Genomic DNA, 19,652 nt, shown 5'->3' with positions numbered 1-19,652 from the left:
AGCGGGGCCGCCGTGCTTCCGGAGCGGGCGGGGGGCCGGAGCGGGCGGTGGGCCCGGAGCGGGCGGGGCCAGGAGCGGGCCGGCGGCTAGAGTGGCGCGCAATGATCGAGGTGGCCGAGGGCGTGCTCGTCGCGACGAGCCGGGTGATGTCGACGACGTCGACGGTGCTCTGCCGGAACGGCGAGGCACTGCTGATCGACCCGGCGTGGCTGCCGGACGAGCTCGACACGCTCGCCGACGAGCTGGAGGGACGCGGCCTCCGCGTGGTCGGAGGCTTCGCCACGCACGCCCACCACGATCACCTGCTGTGGCACCCGCGGTTCGGCGCCGCGCCACGCTGGGCCTCCGCCGCGACCGCGGCGGTCGCCCGCGACGAGCGCGCGGTCCTTCTCGCGAGCCTCGGCGACGGCTTCCCCGCAGACCTGGCCGATCTCATGGGGCGTGTCCAGGCGACGGATGCCGCGATCCCGCGCGCATCGGTTCCGCCGGGCTTCGCACCCGAGCTGATCGTCCACGACGGCCACGCGCCGGGTCACACCGCGGTGTGGCTGCCTGCGGAGCGCGTGCTGATCGCCGGCGACATGCTCAGCGACCTCGAGCTGCCGCTCCCCTTCGACCCCGACGACCTGCCCGCGTACCTCGCGGCCCTCGAGGTGCTCGAGCCGTACGCCGCACGGGCCGAGGTCGTGATCCCCGGCCACGGGACGCCGGGCGCCGGCGCGATCGCCCGGCTGGAGGCTGATCGTCGCTACCTCGCCGAGGTCATGGCGGGCACGACGCCGAGTGACCCACGCCTGGCGAACCCCGGGATGCACGAGGAGTACGAGCACCTCCGCCGCCTGGTCGCGGACGCCTCGTAAAGCCGACGGCTCAGCGCTGCTCGACCAGCGCTCGCGCGCGGCGGCGGTCTCCGATCAGCGGTGCGACGAACGCGGCGACGATGGCGAACGCCATGGGGATCAGCAGTGCCGCGCGCAGACCGAACTCGTCGCCCACGAATCCGAGCGCCGGCGGGCCGACGAGGAACGCGACATAGCCCGCCGTCGCCACCAACGACACCCGCGCCGCCGAGTCAAGTCCCGAATCCCCGGCCGCGCTGATCGCGACCGGGAAGCCGAGCGAGGCGCCGAGCCCCCACAGCAGCACGGCTGCGGCGGCCACGATCTGGTTGTCGACGAAGATGACGAGCGCGAGGCCTACGGCCGCGAATACACCGCTGGCGCAGAGCACCGCGGGGCGTCCGAAGCGCTCGATGAACCAGCCGCCCGCGAACCGGCCGATCGTCATCGCCGCCGCGAAGACCGCGTAGATCGTCGAGCCGAGCGCCGCATCGAAGCCGTGACCGTCCACCATCACCAGCGGCAGCCAGTCGTTCGCGGTTCCCTCCGCCAGGGCCATCGCCAGGATGATGACGCCGATGAGGAGCAGGCGCGAGTCCTTCCACAGGGCGCGACGAGCGGATGCCGCCTCCGGCGTCGCGTGCCTCGCCGCTGCGCGCCCGGTGTGGGCGGGCAGCCGTGGCACCGCGAACACCACGGCGATCAGGGCGAGCGCTCCGACGAGCACGAGGTGCCAGGCGACCGGGAACGCCGCGGCGGTGGCGAAGATGCCGATGACCGCGCCGACGACGGTGCCCAGGCTGAAGCATCCGTGCAGGAACGGAAGGAACGATCGCTCGGCGACGCGCTCGACGTCTGCACCCTCGACGTTCATCGCGACCTCGCCGCCGCCCATCCCCGCGCCGAAGAGGAACAGGCCGACGGCGACCGCGATGGCGCTGCCCGCCGCGGCGCCCAGGCCGATCACGGGCATGCTCAGCACGATGCCCGCCGCGCCGACCGCGATGACCGGGCGCGCGCCCAGCCTCGCCACCAGCGGGCCCGACGACAGGATGCCGACCATCGACCCGAGCGACAGGCCGAACAGCACCAGACCCATCTCGGCGGTCGAGGCGCTCAGCAGATCACGGATGTCGGGGGTGCGGGTGACCCATGATGCGATGCCGACGCCCGGCACGAAGAAGAGAGCGGCCAGTGCGAGGCGGCGCGCACGGAGGGTGGAGAGCATGGAGATCCTTCGGTTTGTGTACAGACGTACACAGCGAACCTGTACCATCGTACACATCACGGAGCGGAGGCGAGGCCCGACATGGTCGCACGGGGTGCGAACGATCCCGCTCGTCGCGAGCGGATCATCGATGCCGCGCTCGCGGTGATCGCCGAGCGCGGCGTGCATCAGACCAGCCACCGTGCGATCGCCGCGCGTGCGGGGGTGCCGCTCGGATCGCTGACGTACTACTTCGACGGGCTCTCCGACATCCTCGAGCACGCCTTCCAGACGCTCTCGGAGCGGATGGCGCTGCAGTACCGCGCCACGATGGAGTCCGCCCGCGACCGCGCCGAGGCCTGCGCGGCCGTCGTCGACCTCATCTGCGGGTCGTACGCGACGACCGACGAGGTGCGGGCCCTCTTCGAGATGTACTGGTTCGGCAACTACAACGCCAGGGTCCACGACCTCTGCCGCGACTGGCTCCTGGTCAGCCGCGCGAGCCTCGGGCTGCACTTCACCGAGCCGACGGCGCGGGCCCTGGACGCCCTCGTCGAGGCGTGGCCTATGCACCAGGCCTGGGAGGCGGAGCCGCTGGACCGCTCCTACGTCGCGGCGGTGGTGCAGACCATCGTCGACCGCTTCGAGCCGGACGTGGACCCGGCGGCGGTCTGACGCGACCGGGGTCCGACGGCGAGACGAGTCGTCGGCGGACGGCCGTTCAGTCGAACTCGGCGGCGGTGTTCCGCGGGTACGCCCCACCCGCGAGCTTCACCAGGTGCGCGTGGGCGTACTCGCAGACGAGGGCGTGGCGGTAGACCATCCGGGGCACGTCGACGTTGGAGTCCATCCACAGGCTCATCCCCGCCAGCTTCCAGTGGCGGAAGGTGTCGTCGCCGGTGATGAGCGCGAGGATCTCGAGGAACGAGTCGTCGAACCGGATGGAGTGGACGGCGCGGCGGTACTCCTCCACCGTCAGCGCCATCGAGAACGGGATGTTCATGAAGCACAACGCGGTCTGGATGTCGAGCCGCTGGTAGCGCCGGCGGCCCCGCTCAGCATCGAGCGGAGGGATGTCGAGCTGCGCGAAGTCGAGCGCTGCCGGCGGCGTGAGCGGTATCCCGTCCAGCGCGATGAGCACGTCGTAGACGTTGACGTCGTGCTCCACCACGGCCGAGTCGCCCAGACCAGCAAGCGTCTCGGGCCGGAGTTCGACAGGCGCCATGTCGACGGCCGTGTTGCGGATGATGAAGTTGACGAGGTTCGTCTCGACCACGAAGTGGCGGATCAGCAGCTCGACGGCACCGGGCGCGACGAAGCGACGCAGGAACCAGACGCACAGCGTGTCCATCGTGCGCAGCGGCATCCACCGGAAGGGCAGCACGCGCTTGACGATCGAGATGAGCGCGACGAGCACTCGTGAGAACACCCGCGCGATCGGATAGAACCAGCGCCGGGACAGGCGCCGTTGGTCGTTGATGATCTGGCGCACCAGCGCGCGATCGAGCGGGACGGAGGGATCGGCGTACACCGCCTCCCACATGCTCGGGTCCGAGCGAACGAACTCCGGCATGCTCGGCCGCGGCGCCGCCACGTCAGCGGTCCAGTTCCTCGAGCTGCAGCGCGTAGAGGCGGGCGACCACCTGGGCGCACCGGACGACCTCATCGGCCTCCCGCTCGTCGATGATCCCCGAGGTGAGGATCGCCTCGAGGTCGCCGGTGTGCGCGCTGTCGGCATCCTGGTGGTAGCGCATGAAGTGCACCTGGTTGTCGGCCAGGCCGAGCACCTCCTGGAACCGCGCCGCCCAGCCGGCGGCGCGCTTCGCGCCCAGTCCTTCGATGACGAACATCGCCCCGAGCAGTCCCACCGGGTTCGGCTGGTCGGCGTAATGGAACATGTACCCCGACAGCGCCTCCGAGCCGACGTTCTTGCGGCCGGCGCGCAGCGCGTCGAGCGAGCCGCCGATCGCGACGTAGTCCCGCTCGATCATCAGATAGTCGCGGTGCTCCTCCTCGGCGTGGCGGATCGCGGCCGATCGCAGCGCGAAGTGATCGATGTCGAAGTTCGACGCCGCCCGCGAGATCCACGGCGACCCGTCGACGACCTGCTGCCGGAGGTTGAACAGCAGCCGCTCGTAGTCGTGCAGGGTCACCGTGCCCTCGGCGAGCCGGCGCAGCACCGGCACATCCGCGAGGCGCTCCTCGAGCTCGACCCACACGTCGGCGAGCCGTTCGAAGAGGTTCGCGGCATCCGCGGGCGAATCGGCGGGGACGGTGGTAGCAGAGGTGGTCATGTCGGGGCTCCTTGCTGTCCGGGCGGGGCGACCACCGTGAGGTGGGCGAATGCGAATGAGAACCGCCCCGACTCGGGCACGGCCAGCAGCACCGTCTCGCCGACCGCGAACCGGCCGGTGCGCCACGCCTCTTCGAGGGCGATGAAGATGCTCGCCGAGCCGGTGTTGCCCCGCGTCTCGAGGTTCGAGAACCAGCGATCGGTGTCGAGCGTCGGGATGCGGCGCTGCAGCGCGTCGAACGCCACGTCGCGGAACACGTTGGTGCTGTAGTGGCACACGACGTGGTCGAGGTGGCGGACGTCCACGAGTCCGATGTCGACGAGCTCTTCGAACTGCCGGATCCCGGCATCCGCGAGGTCGTCCAGCACTCCGACGTCCTGCCGGAGGAGGAACATCCCGGCGGCGTCGGCGTCGTCGATCGCGCGGTCCTGCCACGTTCCGCCGACGACCGGCTCGGCGCCGGTCATGCCGGCCCGCATGCAGACGTCGTGCTCGTGGGCGAGCGACACCTGCCGCACCCAGTCGACCCGCAGCGACGGCTTGGCCGGATGCGGCCGGAATTCGACCACGACCGCCCCGGCGCCGTCTGACAGCATCCAGCGCAGGAAGTGCGAGTCCATTCCCGCTCGGATGCCGTCATAGCGGCGCTGCCGCAGGCTCCGGCTGGCGAGCTCGGAGCCGACCACGGCGGCGCGCGGATGATCGCCCAGGCGGATCTTGCTGACGGCCGCATCGAGGGCGGCGAGGCTCGAGGCGCAGACGCCGGACGCCGAGAGCAGCTGCATCGGTCCCCCGCCGAGACGCCCGTGCACCATCGACGCGAATCCCGGTACGAGCACATCACCCATCGTGGTGGCGCAGGCCAGCATGCGGATGTCGGTCGCATCGATGCCGCGGTCGTCGAACGCGGCCAGCAGCGCCTTGACCGCGAGCTCTTCGTTCAGCTCGGTCGGCTCGCCGTGCTCGTCGAGCGCGTAATGCCGCTGACGAATGCCGTTGGACTCGAGGATGCGGCGCCGGATGCGGTCGGTCACCGGATCGTCGCCGCCGAGGCGCGTGACGATCGCGTCGTTGTCGACCGGCTCACCGGGCAGGTAGCGACCGAACCCCGTCAGATAGGCGTGCGCGGTCGTCCCCATGGTGATGAGACTAGGCCAGCCGGCCCGCGAAACGGATGCCTCTGCAAGCAGGTCTTGCCTCACCGCCGGGCTTCCCGTGGCGCCCCGGCCGATGCGGCGGGCGGGGCGGCGGCCGATACGTTGGAGGGGTGAGTGAGGAGATCGTGGCGCGGGCGATCCTCTTCCCCGTGATGGTCGGGGCGGGACTGCTGATGCTGTGGCTGGCCCGCGCGGCGGCGTCGGGACGGCTGGGGCGCAATCAGCTCGCCGGCGTCCGGCTGCCCTCCACGCTCGCGAGCGACGAGGCGTGGCTGGCCGGGCACCGGGCGGCGCGGCGACCCACCGAGATCGCGGGATGGTGCGCGCTGGCCAGCACCGCCTCCGCTCTGACTCCGCTTCCGTTGCCTGTCGTCGTCGGCGTCGTGCTGCTCGGCGCCCTCGCCATGATCGCGTTCACACTGTGGGGAGCGGTCCTCGCGAACCGCGCCGCCCTCGCCGTCTGACCAGTCCGGCGAGATCAGCGCAGGAGCCCGCGCTGGAAGCCGACGGCTACCGCAGAGGCGCGATCGGTGACGCCGAGCTTCGCGTAGATGTGGAGCAGATGCGTCTTCACCGTCGCCTCGCTGAGGAAGAGCGCGGCGGCGATGTCGCGATTGGTCGTCCCCTGGGCGACGAGCCCCAGCACCTCCAGCTCGCGCTCGGTGAGTGCGGGCTCGGGCTCACGCAGACGCCCCATGAGCCGGTTTGTGACCGCCGGCGCCAAGACGGCCTCGCCGCGCGCCGCTGCCTCGACCGCGCGGAGGAGGTCGTCGGTCGCGACATCCTTCAGCAGGTAGCCCGTCGCACCCGCCTCGATCGCGGGCAGCACCTCGGCCTCGGTGTCGTAGGTCGTGAGCACGACGACCCGGGACCGCGAACCCAGGTCCGCGAGACGGCGGATCGCGGCGACGCCGTCGAGCCGCGGCATCCGCAGATCCATCAGGATGACGTCCGGGTCCAGCGCGAGCGCTAGGTCGACGGCGCGCGATCCGTCAGCCGCCTCCGCGACGACCTCGATGCCGGTCGTGCCGGCGAACATGCCGCGCAGGCCGTCGCGGACGATGGGGTGATCGTCGACGATCATGACGCGGATGGTGGCGACGGTCATGCGCCATCCCTCGAGAGCGCCGGAAGGGTGGCCGAGACCGCGGTTCCGGAGCCGGGAGCCGATTCGATCGCCAGCGAGCCGTCCACGCGGGCAGCGCGTTCGCGCATCGAGATGAGCCCGAAGCCGCCGCGCGTCTCGTGGGCCGCCGGATCGAACCCCCGCCCGTCGTCGCGGATGTCGATCGACACCAGATCTCCCATGTACGACAGCGTGACGCCTGCGCGGGTGGCGTGAGCGTGCTTCGCCGCATTGGCGAGCGCCTCCTGCGCCACACGCAGGAGCGTCGTCTCGACTTCGGGGTGGAGAGGCTGTGCGTTGCCCGTCGTCTGGACGACGGCGCGCACACCGCTGCGTTCGCTCCATTCGGCGGCGAGGGTGGTGATCGCCTCGGGAAGGTGCGCGGCATCCAGCATCCGCGGGCCGATCGCCCGCACCGAGCGCCGCGCCTCGTCGAGGCCGCCGCGCGCGAGCGACATCGCCAGCCCCAGATGGTGTCGCATGTCGGCGTCGTCGTGCCGGTCGGCCGATCGCTCCGCGGCCTGGAGCTGCGTGATGATGCCCGTGAACCCCTGCGCCAGGGTGTCGTGGATGTCCATCGCGATCCGCTCCCGCTCGTCTCTCGCGCCGCCCTCCCGGGCCTGATCGATCAGCAGCTGCTGCAGCTGCTCGTTCTCGTGGAGGGTTTCCTCGAGCTGCGCGATGATCCGCGTGCGCTCGTCGGCGCGCTCGGCCGTGACGTCGCCGAACAGGCTGAACAGCGCCACGAGCATGACCAGGGCCACCAGTACCAGGGCGTAGACGAGCGCTCCCAGGGGTGTCAGCGCGATGACGCCGCCCAGGAGCGGCGTCATCGTGACGAGGGCGGTCACCGCGACGCCGACGATCCGCCATGCGCCGCGCAGGACGTGCCATGACTGCAGGTAGCCGACGAAGCCGAAGAAGCCCGCGAACCACGGATCGCGGAACGCCAGGACGGCGATCAGGCCGATGAGCCCCCAGACGAAGAGCGGTCCGGGCGGACGCACGCTCGACATCAGCCAGATCCACAGCCCCGCGACGAGCGCGATGCCGAGCGTGACGAGCTGGTCGTGCCACGACGAAGACCCCGCGACGAGCGACAGCGCCATCGACAGCACCAGCAGGACGTAGGGGACGACCGTCATCACCCGCTCGAGCTGCTGCTCCACGACCACGAGGTTTGCGGCTTGCCGGCCCATCGGTCACTCCCAGCGGAAGAGCTTGGCCGCAACCAGGCTGAGCACCACTGCGTATGCGGCCATGAGAACCAGCGGCGCGAGGTCGAGCGAAGCGCCCGTCCAGACCTGGTGCAGGGCCTGACGGAACGCGCCCAGGGGCGTGAACTCCCCGATGCGCACCATGGTAGCGGGCATCAGGGCGACGGGCTGGAGCAGCCCGGCCAGGTACGCGAGGGGGAAGAACAGCAGCACGCCGATGCCGTTGGCGGCCATGCCGCTCGGCGCGACGGCGGCGATGACCAGCCCGATCGAGAACATCGACAGGATGCCGAGGGCGTAGACGATGAGGAATGCCAAGGGGTCGGCGGGCACGGGCACTCCGAGCGCGACGGCGGCGACGGCGACGAGGAGCAGCCCGCTCGCGAGCGCGACCGCCGCCTGCAGGATGAGCTGCACCACGAGGATGATGCCCGGTCGCACCGGCGTCGTGGACAGCCGGCGCAGGATCCCCTTCTCGCGATAGGTGGCGAGCGTGGTCGGCATGAGGTACAGCGCGACCAGGCCGACCGAGATCGCGAGGGTCATCGGCAGCAGCGTCACGTCGGCCTGCCCGACCGAGCCGCCGAACACGATCAGGATGAACGCCGGAATCGCGAAGGTGAAGAGCGCGCCGGGCTCACGGGCGAGCAGCTTCGTCTCCACGATGGTGAGCTGCGCGGTCGCCGTGCTCCGCGGGGCCCTCCGGTCCGCCTGCATCAGGTTCGAGCTGGTCATTCGCCGACTCCTCCGGTGAGCTTCTCGAACGCCTCGTCGAGGGTGCGCTCCGCCACCCGCTCGGCCAGCGCCGCCGGGGTGTCGACGGCCACGATGGTGCCGCGGTTCAGCACGGCGACACGGTCGCACAGCGCTTCGATCTCGCCCATGAAATGACTGATGAGGACGACCGTCACTCCCCCGTCGCGCACACGACGCACGAGTGAGAGCGTCTCCCGTCGGGCGCTCGGGTCCAATCCGGTCGTGAGCTCGTCGAGCACCACGAGTTCCGGGTCGCCGACGAGGGCCAATGCGATGAAGAGTCGCTGCTTCTGGCCGCCCGACAGCTTGCCGATGCGCCTGCCCGCGAGCTCCGAGAGCCCCCACGTGCTCATCACCGCCGGCCAGTCGGCGGGCGATCGGTAGAACGAGGCGTAGAGCTTGAGCGCTTCTGCGACCTTGAGGTTCGCGGGCAGTTCGGTGTGCTGCAGCTGCACCCCCAGCGACTCGTTGAGCCGGCGCCGCTCGGTTCGCGGGTTCATGCCGAGCACCCGCACCGACCCGGCGTCCGGCGTCCGCAGCCCTTCGATCACCTCCACGAGCGTGGTCTTTCCGGCCCCGTTCGGGCCCATGATGCCGAAGATCTCGCCCGCGTCGACAGACAGCGTGACGTCGGAGAGCGCGCTGCGACCCGCATACGACTTGCTGACCTGTTGAACCTCGATGATCGCCATGACCTCAGCATCGCCTTGGTCGTGCCCGCGCGGATCGACCGGTGAGCCGATGTGCGCCCGCCGTGGATGACCTTCTGATCCACCGATCGGTTGATACGCAAGTCGAACATGCGAGACCGAGTTCTGTCCGGTCGCGCGATGCCGCTGCCCGCGGTCCTCGCGAGTCTTTCCCCATGTCGCACAACGAACTCCTGCTCCAGACGATCGAGACGTCCAGCCGCATCCGCGATGACGCACAGGCGTCCGGGCGCACGCCGCGGCGCACCCTGCGCGATCGACTGCTGCGCTGGAGGGTCGCGCCGGAGCCGATGACCCCCGAAGAGCACCACCACCGCCGGCTGCTCGAGAACGCACGCCGGGAGCGCGAGGCGGAGATGCTTCGCCAGATGGCGATGTGGGTGGCGATCCGCCCGTTCTGATCACGAGCCACGCGCCGCCTGCCGACACCGTTGTCGTACACACCTGTTCATGTTAGCTTTCGAACTCGAACACCACAATCCGACTTAGGAGGAAGCATGTCTCGTTCCGCACGATCCACCACCGCCCCCGCGAGCACCGTCTCCGGGCGCTGGCTGCTGCTGGGCTTCCTCGCCACCGCGCAGCTGATGCTGATCATCGACGTGACGGTCGTCGCGCTCGCCCTGCCTCGGATGCAGGCCGAGCTCGAACTCAGCCGCGGCACGCTGACGTGGGTCGTGAGCGTCTACGCGCTGGTCTTCGGCGGGTTCATGCTGCTCGGAGGCAAGGCGGCCGACGTATACGGCAGTCGCCGCGTCGTGCTGGTCGGTCTCGGCGTCTTCACGATCGCCTCGGCGCTCGCGGGCTTCGCGGCGGATCCGGCCACCCTGCTCGCCGCGCGGGCCGTCCAGGGACTGGGCGCGGCGGCCCTCTCGCCGGCGGCACTGTCGGTCGTGGCGCGCATCTTCCAGGGCGCGGAACTCGCGAAGGCGCTGGGCGTGTGGTCGGCCCTCGGCGGCGCCGGCGCCGCTGTGGGGGTGCTGCTCGGCGGCGCGCTCACCGCGGGGCCGGGGTGGCCGTGGGTGTTCTGGATCAATGCGCCGATCGGTGTGATCCTCTTCATCGCACTCGCCCGCACCCTGCCGAGGCTGAGCGCACCGGGCGGCGCACTCGACTGGATCGGCGCCTTCCTGGTGACAGCCGCGACGGCAGCACTGATCCTCGGACTCGTCAACGCCGGAGACGCGGGGTGGGGCACCCCGGCCACATTGGTTCCCGTGGTCGCCGCCGCGCTCGGCTACGCGGCCTTCGTCTGGCGCCAGCGCGCCGCCCGGCACCCGCTGATCGATCCGACGATGCTCGCGCGGCGCCCGGTGGCGGCGGGGTTCGGGCTGATCTTCGTCGCCACCGCGCTCATGATCGCCGTGTTCTTCCTCGGGTCGTTCATCTTCCAGCGGGTGCACGGCTTCTCGGCGCTCGACACGGGCCTGGTATTCCTCCCGGTCGCCCTGGGATCGATCGTCGGTGCGCAGCTCGGCGGCCGCGCGGTCGTGCGGCTGGGCGTCCGGGTCGTCGGCGGTTCGGGCCTGGCCATCGCCGCTGCGGCCTCCCTCCTCGCCGCGACCACTGTCAGCATGACGTTGCTCGTCGTCGGGATGAGCCTCGCCGCACTCGGCATCGGGCTGGCTTTCGTGGCATCCGCGACGAGCGTCTTCTCGGCGGTCGCGCCGCAGGATGCGGGCGTCGGCTCCGGAGCTCTCAGCACGTTCCACGAGTTCGGCGCGGCGACCGGCGTCTCGGCGGTCTCGAGCATCGTCGCGGCCGGCATCGCCGGCGAGAGCTTCGCCGCCTACAACCAGGGGTTCTGGCTTCTCGGCGTCGTCGCGGTCGTTTCGACGGCCCTCGCCTTCGCGCTGCTGCCCGGGCGGACGGCCGCGGCCTGGTGGCGCGGCCTCAGCCCTGCGGAGCGAGCGCGGCCAGAACCGTGACCGAGACGAGCCGGGGCGCCTCGTCGGCGGTGATCTCACCTCGATGGACGGCAGCGGATGCCGCGTGCAGCACGGCCTGGATGGTCGTGAGCTGCCACTCCACGGGCATCGCCGTCGTGAAGACCCCCTGGTCGCGGCCGCGCTCGAGCAGAGTCCGGACGCGTCGCGCGGGCTCTTCGTGCGCCTTCCGCACGGCATCGGGCGGCAGCGCCTGGTTGGCCGCGACGACGATTCCGCCGAAGCGGAACGTCAGCTGCCACGTCGCCACCAGCAGTCGCTCCATCGCCTCTCGAGGGTCGCCGTGGGTGTCCACGGCGTTCAGCGCCTCGTCGGTGTGCGCGATCGCGCGCGCCGCGACCTCGGCGATGAGCGCGGGACGTGAAGCGAAGTGGCCGTACAGTGTGACCCGCCCCACGCCCGCCTCCTGAGCGATGGCGAGCATGCTGGCGTCGGGGTCGGCTGCGAGCAGCGATGTCGCTGCCTCCACGATCGACTCGATGTTGCGCCGGGCGTCGGCGCGCTTGCGCGTGGTGCTGGCGGTGGACATCGACGCCCTCCTCGAACGAGCTCGTCTTCACCCTACGGCGTCGCCCCCGGAGCGAGCCGCTTCGACCGACGGGGAAGGGCCGACCGGCGAGGAGACCGAGGCGCACAGGCTCGGCCGGCGCAGAGGATCTCGCGGGAGAATGCGCTGTGACCACTCCGTCCCACCTCCCCTCGCGCCGCGGCCGCGTCGTGGTGATCGTCGCCCTCCTCGTGTACGCGGTGCTGCTCGCGTGGGTGATTCTCTGGAAGCTCGAGACTCCCTGGATCGGCGACGCCGCGGGGCTTGCCCGCCCGATCAAGCTCGTGCCGTTCGTGCCGAGCGGCGATGCGGGGGCGAGCACGCCGGCCGAGATGCTGATCAACCTCGTTCTGTTCGTACCACTGGGCCTCTTCATCGGCGCGCTGGCGCCGACCTGGACGTGGTGGCGAGCCGGCGTCAGCGCGCTGGGCGCGAGCCTCGCGCTCGAGATCGTGCAGCACCTGATCTCGACGGGCAGTTTCGACACCACCGACCTCATCGTCAACACGGGGGGTGCCCTCCTCGGATGGGCGATCTTCGTCGCGGTGCGTCGAACGGCGGGCGAGCGGACGCCGCCCATCATGACTCGCGTGTGCGTGATCGTCTCAGCGCTCGCACTCGTCGCGGTGGTGGCGTTCATCGCTTCTCCGCTGCACTACGGCCCGCAACGGGATGTCGTCGTGGAGCGCCCGTCCTCTGCCGCCATGCCGGGATGACCCGCTCCCCTGCCCTCGGGTGGACCGATCAGTGGGCCGCCGCGGCGTCGGCGACCGGCGCCCCCGACGGCGAGGCGCCACCGGCATCGGACCAGCTCCCGGCCCGCGCGGCCGCTTCGGCGAAGGAGGCGAACGGCGTCGCCGGACGCCCGAGCGCCCGCTCCACGTCGTCCGTCAACGAGGAGTTGCGTCCATCGAGGATCTCCGAGAACAGGTGGTCGAGCACGACCACGACGTCCTCAGGGATGCCGTCGGCGATCGCCCCGTCTATGAAGTCGGCGCGAGTGACATCGGCGAACACCACAGGACGCGCGGCAGCCCGCGACAGCGTCGCCGCGATGTCGTCGAACGTGAGCAGTTCGGGTCCGGTGAGCTCATGCACCCGCCCGGCATGGCGGGCATCGGTGAGCGTGGCCGCGGCCACGGCCGCGAGATCGTCGACGTCGAGGAACGGCTCGGTGACTCCGCCTGCCGGAATCGCCAGGACTCCGCCCATGACGGCCGGCCGCAGGTAGCCCTCGCTGAAGTTCTGCGCGAACCAGGCCGACCGCACGACCGCCCACGACAGCCCCGAGTTCTCGACGAGCAGCTCCGCCGCTCTCGCCGCAGGCTCTCCGCGCCCCGACAGGAGGGTCACATGCTCGACGCCGGCGCCGTGCAGCGTCTCGAGGAGTTCCGCGATGACCTCCGTCGCACCGGGGGCTGCGACATCCGGCGAATAGGCGACGTAGGCGGCGCGGGCCTCATCGACGGCCGGGCGCCAGATTGAGGCATCCGTCCAATCGAACGGAATCGGAGTGGAACGCCCGACGGCGCGCGTGGGCACCCCTGCGGCGGAGAGCCGCGCAGCCACGCGGCGGCCGGTCGTGCCGGTGCCGCCGAGCACGACGGTGCGGCGGGTCAGGTCCTGGAATCGGTCTGGAGTAATCGTCATGGCTTCAGGTTCGACAGTGACCCGCCCTTCAACCAGCCCGGGATCCGGGTACCCCGCCGGCGGTCACCCAGTACGCCTGCGGTCTTCGCGGTCAAGCCTGCGGCACGTCGTGGAACACGAACAGCAGCTGGCCGGCCGCGCTGTTCGCGCGCAGCACCGTGTCTCGCAGGACCAGTCGGCCGAGCGTCGGGTGATCGAGACGCACGACGCCGAGCGGACTCAGGCGCACCGGATGACGGCGCCACAGCGTGGCGAACTCCGGGCTCACCGCCTGAAGGTGCAGGATCACGCGCTCGAGAGGCGACTCATCGGGGTGCTTCGCCTGCGACGCGCGCAGGCGCCCGACCATGTCGAGCGCGACCGGCCCCCACGGCGCGAACAGCGAGCGGCAGTACGGATCGGTGAAGAGCAGCACCGCCCAGTTCGGGGGTGATGCCGTGGCGGGCGCATCGAACGGGACGTGCGGCGCGAAGATCTCATGCGCTCTGCGGTTCCACGCCAGCACGCTCATGTCGAACGCGAGCACGGCGGCGGGAACGGCGTGCAGGGTGGCGAGCGTGCGGCTCAGTCCGTCGTCGACGACGTGCGGCGCGTCTTGCGAGGCGTCACGCGGACGATGACGGGCGGTGCGCGTCAGGTCTGCGAGGTACTCCCGGTCCTCGGTCGACAGCTGCAGCGCACGCGCGATGGCATCCAGCACCTCGGCGGTGGGCGATACCGCCCCCTGCTCGATGCGGGTGTAGTACGACGCGCTCACCCCCGCGAGCACGGCCACCTCCTCGCGCCGAAGGCCGGCGACCCGTCGCCTCCCCGGGGTGTCGAGCGGGCGCGCGGCGTCGCGCCGCGCACGGAGGAAGTCGCCCACCACGACGTCGTTCATCGCGTCCGCCTCACTTCCAGCGGCGTCAGCCACCGCCACAATACGATCGTATTGCAGCGGTCGCATCTGGTGCCGCAGGACCCCGCCTGGGCTGCCGCGTGGCATGAATCCACCCGAGAATGGCCGGACGGTGAGGCGATGCCTCTCGCCCCGGTGACCGAGGCAGGCCGATCTCCCTGACCAAGACCTGGTCTGGCTGACCTTCGCGACTCGCTCCATCCTGGGATGGACGCGGGCCGTCCCTGATGCACGAGGCGCAGAGGACGCGCCCTCCCGACGATTCGAGGAATGAAGGAGAACACATGGCTTACGTGACCGCAGACATGAACATCTCGCTGGACGGCTACGTCGCCGGACCACGGCAGAGCGCGTCGGCACCGTTCGGCGAAGGCCTGTCCGACGCGATCACGACATGGATGTTCGACGCTGCCGACGAGAACGCGGCCGAGCTCGCAGAGATCACCGGCGCCGACGCCTACATCATGGGACGCAACATGTTCGGGCCCGACCGCGGGCCGTTCGATCTCGACTGGCAGGGCTGGTGGGGCCCTGAGCCGCCGTACCACGCCCCCGTCTTCGTCCTCAGCCATCACGAACGCGACGCTCTCGCGCTCGACGGAACCACGTTCACGTTCGTCACCGGAGGCATCCGCGAGGCCCTTCGCCTGGCGGAGGAGACCGCCGGTGACGGCCGCATCGACATCGCCGGCGGCGCGCAGACGGTAAACCAGTACCTCGCCGCCGGGCTCGTCGACGAGCTGCGCGTGCACATCGCGCCGGTGATCCTCGGCGGTGGCGCACGACTGCTCGAGGGCGTCGAGGGCACGCTGCTCGAGCCCATCGGGGGGCGCGTGGCGAGCACCGTCGCGCACCTGCGCTACCGCATCGTCCGCTGAGCCCTCAGGTCCGGGGTCGCCACGGCGGCGACCCCGGCCATCACGCCTGCGGCACGGCATGGAAGATGAACAGGAGCTGGTCCGACGCACCGCCGACCCGGAGCACGGTGTCCCGCAAGACCAATGGTCCGAGTGCCGGATGATCGAGTCTCACCACTCCGAGCGGCGTGATGCTCACCGGGTAGCGTCGCCACACTGCTTCGAACTCGGCGCTCCGCGCCCGGAGCCGTGTGATCGTGCACCGCAGCACCGGCTCGTTCGGGTGCTTCGCCAGTGACGCCCGGAGCCGGCCGACCATATCGAGCGCGACGGGCTCCCACGGCCGGAAGAGCGAGCGGCAGTACGGATCGGTGAAGAGCAGCTCTGCCCAGTTGGGCCGGGCGCTGGAGGCCGGTGCGTGGAAGTCCACCATCGGCGCGAACATCTCGTGCGCTCGGCGGTTCCAACTCAGGATGCTCATGTCGAACGCGAGCACCGCGGCCGGCACGGCGTGCAGGGCCGCCAAAGTCCGGCGGAGCCCGTCGTCCAGCTCATACGGTGCGCCGATCTCGGCATCGCGGCCGGCGCGGCCGGCTCTCGTCAGGTCGCGCAGGTGCTCCCTGTCGTCAGGCGACAGCTGCAGGGCCCGAGCGATCGCCTCCAGTACCTCGGCGGTCGCGCTCACGGCGCCCTGTTCGATGCGCGTGTAGTACGAGACGCTCACCCCAGCGAGCCCTGCCACCTCCTCGCGCCGCAGGCCCGAGACCCTCCTCAGTCCGACCGTCTCCGGTGGCGATGCGGCGTCTCGGCGCGCGCGGAGGAAGCTGCCGACCGCGATGCCCGTCGCCTCGTCGGGATCCCGCAGCATCATGCGCGCACCTCGGCGCCCCAGAACTCCAGGTAGCGACCGCCGCCCTGCATCAGCTGGGCGTGGGTGCCGTACGCGGCTAGCCGTCCGCCCTCGACGAACGCGACACGTTCTGCCGTGCCGGCGTCCTCTACCCGGTGGGTGACCATGACGACCGTTCGGCCGGCGATCAAGGTTTCGATGCTCGCTCGGAGGGCGGCATCGGTCGCGGGGTCGAGCGCGGAGGTCATCTCGTCCAGGAGCACGATGGGCGCGTCCTTCAGAAGAGCCCGAGCGATCGAGACGCGCTGGCGCTCGCCGCCAGAGAGCTCACTGCCCCGCTCGCCTACCGGCGTGTCCCAGCCTGCCGGGAGCCGTCGGATGACCTCGTCGAGACCGGCAGCGCGGGCAGCGGCTTGCACGTCCGCTTCGTCGGCATCGGGACGGCCGACGCGGATGTTCTCCTCGATCGTGCCGTCGAAGAGGTAGACCGACTGGAAGACGATCGCGATCTGCGCCATCAGGGCGTCCTCGGCGACCTCCCGAACGTCGATGCCCCCGATGCGCACGGCGCCCTCGTCGGGATCCTGGAACCGGGCGATCAACGTGAGCAGCGTGCTCTTCCCCGCCCCGGACGGACCGACGACCGCGAGGCGTTGCCCTTCGGGGATCTGCAGCGTGAAGTCCTCGATCACCAGACGTCCGTCCGCGGCGTGCGTCACGGCATCCAGTTCGAGATCGTTGCGGAGAGGAACCATGGGGTGTGCGGGCACCGCCAGCGGCGGGCTCGTCAGGATGCCGCGCAGTCGGAGCAGAGATCCTCTCGCCGATCTCAAGCCGGCTGAGGTGTCGGTCAGCGACAGCAGCGGTTCGGTCGCGGTACCGGCGAGCACCAGCAGGGCGACAGCCTCGGCCGGTTCCAGCCGGCCGCCCAGCGAGAGATAGACGGCGAACGTCAGGAGAGCGGCGAATGCCGCCCTCACGATGACCGCCGAGCCCATCGCGTCCGGCACGGTGGCGAACACCCGTCTGCGCGAAAGATGCTCCAGTCCGGTGAGTTCTTCGTCCAGCGCGAGATGCCGTTCTCCGCTGCGGCCCGCCGCCCGAAGAACCGGCTGGGCCTGCAGATACTCGATGATCCGCCCGGTCGCTTCCCGATCACGCTCGGCGCGCTCGTCGTCGAGGCCGGCGTTGAAGCGAGCCGCCCACCGCTGGACGATGACGACGAGGGGTACGGTCATCAAGGCCACCGCGGACAACCGCCAGTCGACCAAGAGAACGACGCCGACGATCGTGAGCGGGGTCACCAGCGCACGGACGAAGGGCGCCAGCAGATGCGCCGTCACAGCCAGCGACTGCAGCAGGTCGCGGCTCACGATGGCCGACACCTCGCCGACGCGATCAGCGCGGTACCAGCCGAGGGGCAGACGCACCAGCTGTTCGGCGAGCCGGCGATACATGCCACGCAGCATGCCCACGCCGACCCGCATGCCGAACAGGTCGCTCGTGAATCGCAGCGATCCGTAGAGCGCGACGGCCGCGGCGTCGGCGATGAGCCACGGGATGGCCTGCGAGGGATCGTCGGAGAGAAGCGCACGAAGCAGAGGCACCAGCATCCCGAGCGCCAGTCCCTCCGCCACCGACGTGAGCGCCATCAGCAGCACGGTGCGCCGCAGGCTCCGGCTGTGCTGGTCTCCCAGCACATCGAAAAGCAGACGGATCATCGGCGTTCCCCCTCACCCGAGCCTGCGCTCGGCGATGCGATGGTGTGAGCTCGTCGCGGCGCGGTGTACCGGCCGTCCGTCGACGGGAGCGCGTGCGGCGGGCCGAGCTCCACGATCACGCCGTCCTCGAGAACGGCGACGATATCCGCGTCGGCCACGGCCTCACTGCGATGCGAGATCAGGAGGATGGTGCGACCTCGCCGCAATTCGCGGAGGTTGCGGCGCAGGAGGCGCTCGGTCTCAGGGTCCGCGAAGGATGTCGGCTCGTCGAGCACGAGCACCGGCGCGTCGGTCAGCAGCGCTCGCGCGATCGTGATCCGCTGGGCTTCGCCGCCCGACAGCGTCGCCTCGGCCTCGAGGTCGGTGTCATATCCCCGCGGCAGCTGCAGGATTCGCTGGTGGATTCCCGCGAGCCGGGCGGCCCGCACCGCTTCTTCGCGGGAGGCGCCGGGCTTTCCGAGCGCGATGTTGTCGAAGACCGAGGCCCGAAGGAGCTGCACCTCCTGGAAGACGAACGACACGTGCTGGTACAGCGCATCGGCGGCGATGTCGCGGATGTCGACTCCGCCGACCGACACGGAGCCGGAGGTCACGTCGAAGAAGCGCGGCAGCAGCCGGACGAGCGTCGATTTGCCGGCGCCCGACGAGCCCACGAGCACCGTCAGCGTGTCGGGCTCGAGAGTCAGGTTCACGCCGCGCAGCACCTCCTCGCCATCCGGATAGGTGAAGCGCACGTCGCGGAAGTCCACACGTCCGCCCACCGGCATCCGTGGATCTGTCGGATCGTCGAGGACGGGGGTTCGCAGAACGATCTCTATCCGCCCGAGCGCCCTCCCGGCCGCGGTCAGGTCGTCGAACCCGTGACCGAGGGTGGCGACCGGCGCCGTCAGCCCCAGACCGAGGAGCAGGAACGGCAGCACGTCGGGCGGCTCGACCCCGCCGGTCCCGATCAGCCACAGCGCGCCGACCGACACCACGAGCAGCACGAACGGTGCCGAGAGCGCGACTTGCATGCCGGCCGCGGCGGGCGACATGCCGCGCACCCATGTCGAGAAGACGCCCACGAATTCGTCTGCGGCGGACAGGAGCGCCCGCTGCGCATTTCCGCCCTCCCCGAACGTCTTCGCGACGGGAATGCCCTGGACCAGGTCGACGACAACGTTCGACAGCCGTGCGAGTGAGCCCTCGTACTGTGTCTGCTCGCGCGTGCGCGCGGGCATCATGAGGAACGGGACCAGCGCGAGCGCGACCGCGACGGGGATCAGGCTCACGAGGGTCAATCTCCAGTCGATCGTCAGGAGGTAGGCGAGCGACACCAACGGCACGACGATCGCCGACGCGATCTGCGCCGGCATATGGGCGACGAACGGGTGGAGCGCGCCGACGTCGTCGCCCACGATCCTGCTCAACTCGCCGGCGCGACGCGACGACAGCCATCCGAGCGGAACCTTCCCGAGGTGCTGGACGAGCTGCCTGCGCAGGGCGAGCTGCACACGGCCGTCCAGCAGATGCCCGAGCATCCCCGACGCGGCGCCGAAGACGACATTCAGCACCACGCCCGCGATGCCGATGGCGACGACCGTCCAGACGCCCCCTTCGGCAGGCGACGGCGACAGCAGGATCCGGCCCAGCTCGGCCACCGCGAGCAGTGGGAGAAGACCGGCGACCGCGCCCACGACCTCCAGCGCCGCGACACCGATGAAGTGGGGGGCGTAGCGACGTGCGGCCGACGAGGCGCTGCGAGAGAAGCGCTCCCCCGTCGTGTCGTCGGGCCCTCTCCGCGCGTCGCGACTCGCGGACGCGGTGCCGATCGGTTCAGAGCTCACCGGCCGGTTCATCGAGACTCCTTGCGTCTGTCAACGGATGCCGTACCCGAC

21 protein-coding genes are annotated in these 19,652 nt (G+C 70.7%); 7 read left to right on the top strand and 14 right to left on the bottom strand.

The genetic code is table 11. The annotated features are described in order from the left end of the window. The first annotated feature begins 101 nt into the window (after positions 1-101). Complete coding sequence (locus tag IM767_RS04205) at positions 102-860, top strand: MBL fold metallo-hydrolase (protein WP_109211771.1); 759 nt, start codon at positions 102-104, stop codon at positions 858-860. A gap of 10 nt (positions 861-870) precedes the next feature. On the opposite strand, the gene IM767_RS04200 is transcribed toward IM767_RS04205, so the two are convergent. After that, entirely contained in the window at positions 871-2,067 is a 1,197-nt protein-coding gene (locus tag IM767_RS04200) for an MFS transporter (RefSeq protein ID WP_109211772.1), read from the bottom strand. Between the two features lie 81 nt (positions 2,068-2,148). Between IM767_RS04200 and IM767_RS04195 the strand changes: the two genes are divergently transcribed. Continuing rightward, positions 2,149-2,721: a TetR/AcrR family transcriptional regulator gene (locus tag IM767_RS04195; protein WP_109211773.1), complete on the top strand. Its 573-nt coding sequence runs from the start codon at positions 2,149-2,151 to the stop codon at positions 2,719-2,721. A gap of 46 nt (positions 2,722-2,767) precedes the next feature. On the opposite strand, the gene IM767_RS04190 is transcribed toward IM767_RS04195, so the two are convergent. Genes IM767_RS04190 through IM767_RS04180 form a run of 3 tightly spaced genes read right to left on the bottom strand, consistent with a single transcriptional unit; the run spans position 2,768 to position 5,479 of the window. Then, positions 2,768-3,619 carry a DUF6999 family protein gene (locus IM767_RS04190; RefSeq protein ID WP_109211812.1) on the bottom strand — a complete coding sequence of 284 codons (852 nt, stop codon included), beginning with the start codon at positions 3,617-3,619 and terminating at the stop codon, positions 2,768-2,770. A 22-nt stretch (positions 3,620-3,641) separates the two neighbouring features. Beyond that, positions 3,642-4,340, bottom strand: coding sequence for an iron-containing redox enzyme family protein (locus tag IM767_RS04185; protein ID WP_109211774.1), 699 nt, complete (start codon positions 4,338-4,340; stop codon positions 3,642-3,644). Beyond that, positions 4,337-5,479, bottom strand: coding sequence for a 3-oxoacyl-[acyl-carrier-protein] synthase III C-terminal domain-containing protein (locus IM767_RS04180; protein ID WP_109211775.1), 1,143 nt, complete (start codon positions 5,477-5,479; stop codon positions 4,337-4,339). The genes IM767_RS04185 and IM767_RS04180 overlap by 4 nt, the downstream gene beginning before the upstream one ends. Positions 5,480-5,607: 128 nt before the next feature. On the opposite strand from IM767_RS04180, the gene IM767_RS04175 reads away from it, so the two are divergent. Continuing rightward, positions 5,608-5,961, top strand: coding sequence for an SdpI family protein (locus IM767_RS04175; RefSeq protein WP_162564382.1), 354 nt, complete (start codon positions 5,608-5,610; stop codon positions 5,959-5,961). Between the two features lie 14 nt (positions 5,962-5,975). On the opposite strand, the gene IM767_RS04170 is transcribed toward IM767_RS04175, so the two are convergent. The 4 genes from IM767_RS04170 to IM767_RS04155 are packed head-to-tail and all read right to left on the bottom strand — an operon-like array spanning position 5,976 to position 9,288. Beyond that, positions 5,976-6,605 (bottom strand): response regulator, encoded by a 630-nt coding sequence (locus IM767_RS04170; protein WP_109211777.1) that lies wholly within the window; start codon positions 6,603-6,605, stop codon positions 5,976-5,978. Next, positions 6,602-7,822 carry a sensor histidine kinase gene (locus IM767_RS04165; RefSeq protein ID WP_109211778.1) on the bottom strand — a complete coding sequence of 407 codons (1,221 nt, stop codon included), beginning with the start codon at positions 7,820-7,822 and terminating at the stop codon, positions 6,602-6,604. Before IM767_RS04165 ends, IM767_RS04170 begins: the two co-directional genes overlap by 4 nt. Before the next feature lie 3 nt (positions 7,823-7,825). Further along, positions 7,826-8,575, bottom strand: coding sequence for an ABC transporter permease (locus IM767_RS04160; protein WP_198425642.1), 750 nt, complete (start codon positions 8,573-8,575; stop codon positions 7,826-7,828). Then, entirely contained in the window at positions 8,572-9,288 is a 717-nt protein-coding gene (locus IM767_RS04155; RefSeq protein WP_109211779.1) for an ABC transporter ATP-binding protein, read from the bottom strand. Before IM767_RS04155 ends, IM767_RS04160 begins: the two co-directional genes overlap by 4 nt. Before the next feature lie 173 nt (positions 9,289-9,461). Here IM767_RS04155 and IM767_RS04150 point away from each other — a divergent pair, with 173 nt between their 5' ends. Beyond that, positions 9,462-9,707, top strand: a complete 246-nt coding sequence (locus tag IM767_RS04150; protein ID WP_109211780.1) for a hypothetical protein — start codon at positions 9,462-9,464, stop codon at positions 9,705-9,707. A 96-nt stretch (positions 9,708-9,803) separates the two neighbouring features. Beyond that, positions 9,804-11,234, top strand: coding sequence for an MFS transporter (locus IM767_RS04145; RefSeq protein WP_109211781.1), 1,431 nt, complete (start codon positions 9,804-9,806; stop codon positions 11,232-11,234). Here IM767_RS04145 and IM767_RS04140 read toward each other — a convergent pair. Next, entirely contained in the window at positions 11,200-11,781 is a 582-nt protein-coding gene (locus IM767_RS04140) for a TetR/AcrR family transcriptional regulator (protein WP_109211782.1), read from the bottom strand. The two genes, IM767_RS04145 and IM767_RS04140, sit on opposite strands and share 35 nt — an antisense overlap. A gap of 146 nt (positions 11,782-11,927) precedes the next feature. Here IM767_RS04140 and IM767_RS04135 point away from each other — a divergent pair, with 146 nt between their 5' ends. Beyond that, complete coding sequence (locus IM767_RS04135; RefSeq protein ID WP_109211783.1) at positions 11,928-12,515, top strand: VanZ family protein; 588 nt, start codon at positions 11,928-11,930, stop codon at positions 12,513-12,515. A gap of 28 nt (positions 12,516-12,543) precedes the next feature. On the opposite strand, the gene IM767_RS04130 is transcribed toward IM767_RS04135, so the two are convergent. Then, positions 12,544-13,449, bottom strand: a complete 906-nt coding sequence (locus IM767_RS04130) for a Rossmann-fold NAD(P)-binding domain-containing protein (RefSeq protein ID WP_109211784.1) — start codon at positions 13,447-13,449, stop codon at positions 12,544-12,546. A gap of 91 nt (positions 13,450-13,540) precedes the next feature. Beyond that, a complete protein-coding gene (locus IM767_RS04125; protein WP_162564383.1) occupies positions 13,541-14,329 on the bottom strand; it encodes a helix-turn-helix domain-containing protein in 789 nt (262 codons plus the stop codon). Positions 14,330-14,631: 302 nt separating this feature from the next. Between IM767_RS04125 and IM767_RS04120 the strand changes: the two genes are divergently transcribed. Then, positions 14,632-15,225 (top strand): dihydrofolate reductase family protein, encoded by a 594-nt coding sequence (locus tag IM767_RS04120; RefSeq protein ID WP_109211786.1) that lies wholly within the window; start codon positions 14,632-14,634, stop codon positions 15,223-15,225. A gap of 40 nt (positions 15,226-15,265) precedes the next feature. Here IM767_RS04120 and IM767_RS04115 read toward each other — a convergent pair whose 3' ends face one another. Genes IM767_RS04115 through IM767_RS04105 form a run of 3 tightly spaced genes read right to left on the bottom strand, consistent with a single transcriptional unit; the run spans position 15,266 to position 19,601 of the window. Further along, on the bottom strand, positions 15,266-16,075 hold the full coding sequence (locus IM767_RS04115; protein ID WP_109211787.1) for a helix-turn-helix domain-containing protein: 810 nt from the start codon (positions 16,073-16,075) through the stop codon (positions 15,266-15,268). Beyond that, positions 16,072-17,775 (bottom strand): ABC transporter ATP-binding protein, encoded by a 1,704-nt coding sequence (locus IM767_RS04110; RefSeq protein WP_109211788.1) that lies wholly within the window; start codon positions 17,773-17,775, stop codon positions 16,072-16,074. The genes IM767_RS04115 and IM767_RS04110 overlap by 4 nt, the downstream gene beginning before the upstream one ends. Further along, positions 17,772-19,601: an ABC transporter ATP-binding protein gene (locus IM767_RS04105; protein WP_204161318.1), complete on the bottom strand. Its 1,830-nt coding sequence runs from the start codon at positions 19,599-19,601 to the stop codon at positions 17,772-17,774. The genes IM767_RS04110 and IM767_RS04105 overlap by 4 nt, the downstream gene beginning before the upstream one ends. Between the last annotated feature and the right edge of the window lie 51 nt (positions 19,602-19,652).

Origin of the sequence: Microbacterium ureisolvens (genome assembly GCF_015278315.1) — a bacterium.
Classification (GTDB): Bacteria; Actinomycetota; Actinomycetes; order Actinomycetales; family Microbacteriaceae; genus Microbacterium; species Microbacterium ureisolvens.
The sequence above is the reverse complement of the archived record's forward strand: the minus strand, read 5'-3'. Positions and strand labels throughout refer to the sequence as shown.

Bases quoted from the DNA above. Each gene is read 5' to 3' on its own strand.
- IM767_RS04205 (WP_109211771.1), top strand. From the start codon at position 102: ATGATCGAGGTGGCCGAGGGCGTGCTCGTCGCGACGAGCCGGGTGATG.
- IM767_RS04200 (WP_109211772.1), bottom strand. From the start codon at position 2,067: ATGCTCTCCACCCTCCGTGCGCGCCGCCTCGCACTGGCCGCTCTCTTC.
- IM767_RS04195 (WP_109211773.1), top strand. From the start codon at position 2,149: ATGGTCGCACGGGGTGCGAACGATCCCGCTCGTCGCGAGCGGATCATC.
- IM767_RS04190 (WP_109211812.1), bottom strand. From the start codon at position 3,619: ATGCCGGAGTTCGTTCGCTCGGACCCGAGCATGTGGGAGGCGGTGTAC.
- IM767_RS04185 (WP_109211774.1), bottom strand. From the start codon at position 4,340: ATGACCACCTCTGCTACCACCGTCCCCGCCGATTCGCCCGCGGATGCC.
- IM767_RS04180 (WP_109211775.1), bottom strand. From the start codon at position 5,479: ATGGGGACGACCGCGCACGCCTATCTGACGGGGTTCGGTCGCTACCTG.
- IM767_RS04170 (WP_109211777.1), bottom strand. From the start codon at position 6,605: ATGACCGTCGCCACCATCCGCGTCATGATCGTCGACGATCACCCCATC.
- IM767_RS04165 (WP_109211778.1), bottom strand. From the start codon at position 7,822: ATGGGCCGGCAAGCCGCAAACCTCGTGGTCGTGGAGCAGCAGCTCGAG.
- IM767_RS04160 (WP_198425642.1), bottom strand. From the start codon at position 8,575: ATGACCAGCTCGAACCTGATGCAGGCGGACCGGAGGGCCCCGCGGAGC.
- IM767_RS04155 (WP_109211779.1), bottom strand. From the start codon at position 9,288: ATGGCGATCATCGAGGTTCAACAGGTCAGCAAGTCGTATGCGGGTCGC.
- IM767_RS04150 (WP_109211780.1), top strand. From the start codon at position 9,462: ATGTCGCACAACGAACTCCTGCTCCAGACGATCGAGACGTCCAGCCGC.
- IM767_RS04145 (WP_109211781.1), top strand. From the start codon at position 9,804: ATGTCTCGTTCCGCACGATCCACCACCGCCCCCGCGAGCACCGTCTCC.
- IM767_RS04140 (WP_109211782.1), bottom strand. From the start codon at position 11,781: ATGTCCACCGCCAGCACCACGCGCAAGCGCGCCGACGCCCGGCGCAAC.
- IM767_RS04130 (WP_109211784.1), bottom strand. From the start codon at position 13,449: ATGACGATTACTCCAGACCGATTCCAGGACCTGACCCGCCGCACCGTC.
- IM767_RS04125 (WP_162564383.1), bottom strand. From the start codon at position 14,329: ATGAACGACGTCGTGGTGGGCGACTTCCTCCGTGCGCGGCGCGACGCC.
- IM767_RS04120 (WP_109211786.1), top strand. From the start codon at position 14,632: ATGGCTTACGTGACCGCAGACATGAACATCTCGCTGGACGGCTACGTC.
- IM767_RS04115 (WP_109211787.1), bottom strand. From the start codon at position 16,075: ATGATGCTGCGGGATCCCGACGAGGCGACGGGCATCGCGGTCGGCAGC.
- IM767_RS04110 (WP_109211788.1), bottom strand. From the start codon at position 17,775: ATGATCCGTCTGCTTTTCGATGTGCTGGGAGACCAGCACAGCCGGAGC.